At 50.4% G+C, this 5,230-nt stretch carries 2 protein-coding genes and 1 pseudogene; all 3 read left to right on the top strand.

Features of this window, described 5'->3' with window-relative positions; genetic code table 11:
* Positions 1-230, top strand: a pseudogene (locus HRU42_RS20370) (hypothetical protein); the annotation flags it as partial.
* 1,153 nt (positions 231-1,383) lie between these two features.
* Positions 1,384-4,374, top strand: a complete 2,991-nt coding sequence (locus HRU42_RS20365) for a M9 family metallopeptidase (RefSeq protein WP_295033839.1) — start codon at positions 1,384-1,386, stop codon at positions 4,372-4,374.
* Between the two features lie 112 nt (positions 4,375-4,486).
* Positions 4,487-5,203, top strand: a complete 717-nt coding sequence (locus tag HRU42_RS20360) for a DUF2059 domain-containing protein (RefSeq protein WP_295033836.1) — start codon at positions 4,487-4,489, stop codon at positions 5,201-5,203.
* Positions 5,204-5,230 lie beyond the last annotated feature (27 nt).

The following is a 5,230-nucleotide window of genomic DNA, read 5'->3' as shown; positions in this document are numbered from 1 at the left end:
AGATCCCCGGATTTGCCCATGATGATGCCCTGCTCACCGGCGTAGAAACACGCACCTCATCACCGGTTCAAATCAAACGTAACGCAGATTATCAGAGCATCAATACCAAAGGATTATACCCAGCCGGTGAAGGCGCAGGCTATGCGGGAGGGATTTTATCTGCGGGTATCGACGGGATTAAAATTGCTGAAGCCGTGGCACTCGATATGCTAAAAGCAAGTAGCAGATGAAGTAAAAAGCCGCAGTAAGCAACCAGAGTAAAACCAGAGTAAGCAGCCGAAGTGAATAGTTCAACTTCGCTGCTGACCCAATTTCAGCAGCAACTACCCACCATGTGGACCTAGCTTCACTTACCTTTTTCTCTTCGACCGCCACGGGTCTGTGATATTCCCGATATCATTCAGACATATCCCATATCCCTATGGGTCAGGGTGGAAATGTCGATCATGCCAGCAGTAATTATCGACCCGGGCTTGTTCCTTTTGGTCATCCCGGGCTTGTTCCTTTTAATGTCTTCGACCTACACGGACGTAGGAAATGTCGATCATGCCAGGAGCAATTATCGACCCGGGCTTGTTCCTTTTGGTCTTCCCGGGCTTGTTCCGGGATCCAGCTCTTGTCTTTAGGTTCTCAGAAGTGGATTCCGGCCAATAAGCATGCCGGAAAGACGGTATTGAGTGGGTTCCGGCCAACAGGCATGCCGGAAAGACGGTATTGAGTGGATTCCGGCCAACAGGCATGCCGGAAAGACGGTATTGAGTGGATTCCGGCCAACAAGCATGCCGGAAAGACACTAGCAAAGTCGCGCCAGAATTATCTACTACGCGTTGCCTCTTTTGTCATACCGGGCTTGTTCCTGTTGCTGTCTTCGACCTACACGGACGTAGGAAATGTCGATCATGCTAGGAGCAATTATCGACCCGGGCTTGTTCCGGGATCCAGCTCTTGTCTTTAGGTTCTCAGAAGTGGATTCCGGCCAATAAGCATGCCGGAAAGACGGTATTGAGTGGGTTCCGGCCAACAAGAGTGCCGGAAAGACGGAGTAAGTAAGCGTGTTGGAAAGACGGTGAGTGGCAGCGCCGGAAAGACTGTAGGTAAGCTGACCGGCGCAACAGATCAAGCTATTGATTTTATAGTTAAAATGCAACATTATTTTTGCAGACCCCCTTTCCTCTGTAACTGATGCATATATATAATTGGTTATTTTATATTGTATACTTTAATTTACACCTATACTGTAGCCGGATGTTGCACCAATGTTAATGTAACCGTCGGTAAAAAAAACTTGTCTCCACGCCTTACATAAGTGTGATCACCATTCTATGACATCCAAGAAGTACTGCCCAGTAGAAGGCATAATTAATCAACCAATTGGAATCTCCCATGAAATTAAAAACTTTGGTCACCGCCCTCAGCCTAGCCATAAGCTGTAATGCATTAGCAAACTTTCCCACCACGGATTTTACGGCAGCTGCAAGTAAGGTCACAAAACACACTGCGGGCATTAATTCGGCACTCACTCCCATTTCAAAGACAAGTTTAACCGGTATGCCAGGTGCAGTGGGTCTACAAGGCTCGGTCGGTGCCACTGGGCTCGATTGCAGCGTGTTTATCGGTCTCAGCGGCGCAAGTCTGCTCACAGAAATCCAACAGGTTGAAGTTGACTGTCTCAGCGGCCTATTTAGTCTCACGCGCAGCGATGCCGTCAGTGTGTTCAATGAAACCAATGTCGGCACTGTGGTTACTGCAGTCAAAGCCCACGCCGCCAACTATCAGGGCGTCGATGATGCAGAGATAAATCAGTTACTCTACTTCTTACAGGCTGCGGCATTCGTGCAGTATTATGAGGACGATTACATTCCCGCCTATTCGGCCAGATTGATCGCCGAAGTTAAGCAAGCTCTGACCACCATTTTCAACAATCAACACCTGTGGATAGCATCAAAAGATAATGCCTCCATCTTGAGTACCGCCTTAGTGGTGCAAGATTCCTTCGGTCTCAGGGCCGAGTTTGTTCATATCTGGCTCAAGGTGCTTAACGAGTTCGATGCAAGCTGGATCGATATCTGGGAGATGGCTGGCGCCGCCAATCAGGTGTTCGTTAACCTCTTCCGCGCCAAGGACGATGCCGAGGTAAGAGCGATATTCGAGTCCGATCACCGCATTCTAGACGCGCTCAACGATTTCCAGCTAAGCAACCGCCAGTTGCTCGGTGGTTATGATGAATATGTGTTGATCAACGCCGTCCTCGAGCTCAACCGCCTCTTCTACGTCGACAGCATGCGCGAAAAAGTGCGGGTGATAAGTCAGGCTCTACTCGATAGCAGCAACAAGGATGATGATACTAAGGCTATCTGGCTATCTACCGCGTCTATGGTGACTTACACAGATCCGGCTAACTGTAATAGCTACAATACCTGTGGCTATGCGCTACAGCTGGAAGCCGAGGTGCTGGATTTTAACTGGAAGTGTTCCGATAGCCTTAAGATCCGCGCTCAACATATGTACCAAGATCAAGCCAGATGGGCCTGTGGCGTTCTGGGTGAGCAAGAAGGCTACTTCCATACCAAGCTCAGTACCGGCAATGTTCCCGTGGCCGACGATAACAATTCCGCACTCGAGCTAGTGATCTTCGACAGCAGTGGTGATTACGTCGATTACGCCGGTACCTTCTTCGATATCAATACCAACAATGGTGGCATGTATCTAGAAGGTGCGCCTGGGGTAACGGGTAACCAGGCACGCTTCCTCGCCTATGAAGCCCAGTGGGAGCGTCCGGAGTTCCATATCTGGAACCTGCAACATGAATATGTGCATTACCTGGACGCGCGATTCAACCTTTATGGTGATTTCAATTACGGCAATGCCGATACTGTCTGGTGGGCGGAAGGATTGGCGGAATATATCTCGGTCAAAGACGCCAACTCATCGGCCTTGAAACTGGCTGAAACCGCAGAATATGCCCTGTCCGAAATTTTCAACAACGACTACAACGGCAGTCAAGATCGTATCTATCGTTGGGGATACCTGGCGGTAAGATTTATGTTCGAGAAGCATCCAGACATGGTCAATCAGCTACTTAGCTTTGTGCGTAACGATCAGTTCGATCAATACCAAAACTTGCTCGATAACACCATAGGCACTAGCTTCGACAACGAATGGTTCGGTTGGCTAAGTAGCGGATTTAATACAGATTTAGACGGTATCGTGCCTAACGGACCTTCCGATACCGATGCGGCAGACAGCGGCACCGCCAGCAACTCACCGGCGCCGATACGCTTGGTCAGTACAGATTACTCCGCCTGCGTGGTCAGCGACGAGGCTAACCGCTACGACTATGATGAGTCGAGGATCTATATTAATTCTCAGGCCGAGTGTATCTACTCCAGAGGCAATGGTGTCAGTCTCACTATCCCTAACCCAGGTAAACTAGAACAAGATGTGTGGCTCAAGATAGGCGGCGGTTGGGGTAATGCCGATATCATGCTGCGCTCGGGCGGCTGGCCTAGCGCTTCACGCAACGATGGTGCCAGCAATGGCCCGGGGAACTACGAGGTGCTCAAGGTCACACTCAAGCAAGGTGAATATTGGAACTACGTCAAGCTACCCGGTAACTTCGGGGGTGTCAGTCTAGAAGTCAGCACCAGCGAGCTGTTTGCCGATCAAGACCCAGCATTTCCAACGCAGACTGGCTGCACGGCACCAAGCATAGACGGTGGTCGTTTAGAGTTCGATATAGGAGAGTGTCTAGACAGTGGTCGTACTCGCTACTACATCGAGGTCGAAGAGGAAGGTACACCTATTACCATCACCACATCTGGTGGCACAGGTGAGGCCGACATCTTCTTCAACCAAGATACCTGGGCAAGTGAAAGCGTCAACACAGGCAGTGCCACGGGTGCGGGTAACGATCACACCTTAGTCGTCATCGCCAGAAGAGGTTATAACTTCATCTCTATCGATACCCATAGCGAATATGCCAACGTTAGCCTCAAGGTAACCCAGGGCGGCGAAGTCCCAGAGCCAGACACGACAATCGATGATGTTTGTCAGACACAGGCACCTCAGAGCTACGCCGAGTTGCTAGATGGACAGGCCTTGTGCGCGACAGGCAGCTTCTCCGAGTACTACCTCTGGGTCGACGCCGGCACCACTAGCTTAGAGATAAGTTCACATCATGGCACCGGTGATATCAGCCTCTATGGCGCGCACGGCAACTGGGCAACTCCAAACAGTTTTGAGCAGGCTTCGGTGACTGACGGTTCGACTAAGGAGTCGTTCACTGTGACTAATCCTCAAGAGGGCTGGTATTACGTTACCGTCGAAGGTGAGCCTACTATCGAAGGGGTTGCGGTTCAGGCCACATTCAACTAATACCGTTGGCAAGCCTAGACTCATTAACCTCTAGGTTATTAATATGGCTCCGGCGTCGGCTAGGAGCCTTTTCATCGGACTGTGCAGATACAAATAATAAATAGGAAACACTATGACACCTATTCAGCGAATACCCAGAACAAGATTGACCCTAACCGCCTTAGCCATAGCCATCCCATTAAGCTTAGGTTTCAGCGGAGCGTCCGCAGCAACGCCAGAAACTCAATCACAGCCGCAGGCCCAACAAGAGACGGCGAGTCTAGAGCCATCAGCAGGTCTAGAGCCATCAGCAGGTCTAGAGCCATCAGCGAGTCTAGAGCCATCGACCAGGCCTGAGCCACTCGCCTTAACGGAAGCCGTCAGCCTAGAATTCTATAGCCAAGGTCATATAAAAGCGGCACAAACAGTGTTAGATGCCACCCTAGCGGCGGATGTTATCCCCCAGGCCATCTACCAACTGCAAAGCGTCTATGCCCATATGCTCAAAGATCTGCCCCTGAGCCAGGCCCACAGGGACATGGAAGATAAATACAGGGATCAGGCCTTCGCCCTTGCCGAAAAACAACTCAGCTGGACGCAGATCCAGCCCAAATATCTCATGCTCTACATGGATACCTATAGTGAGCAGGAGCTCAAGGACATCGCCAACTTCTACCAGACTCCTGCGGGTAAGAAGTACCTCAAACATATGCCCGCCACCCTAAGGCAAGCCAGTGCCATAGTTCGCCAACAGATGAAAACTATTAGCGGTGAGTTCAGCCTAATAGTCACTGAATTTCGCCAGCAGGCAGGGCTAACCCAGGCCAATGAGGCGCCTCATCAACACTGATTTTAAGAACTCGCTTTAAGATATTTA

It is taken from the genome of Shewanella sp., assembly GCF_013214165.1.
GTDB lineage: Bacteria > Pseudomonadota > Gammaproteobacteria > Enterobacterales > Shewanellaceae > Shewanella.
This window is presented reverse-complemented; position numbering and strand designations above follow the sequence as displayed.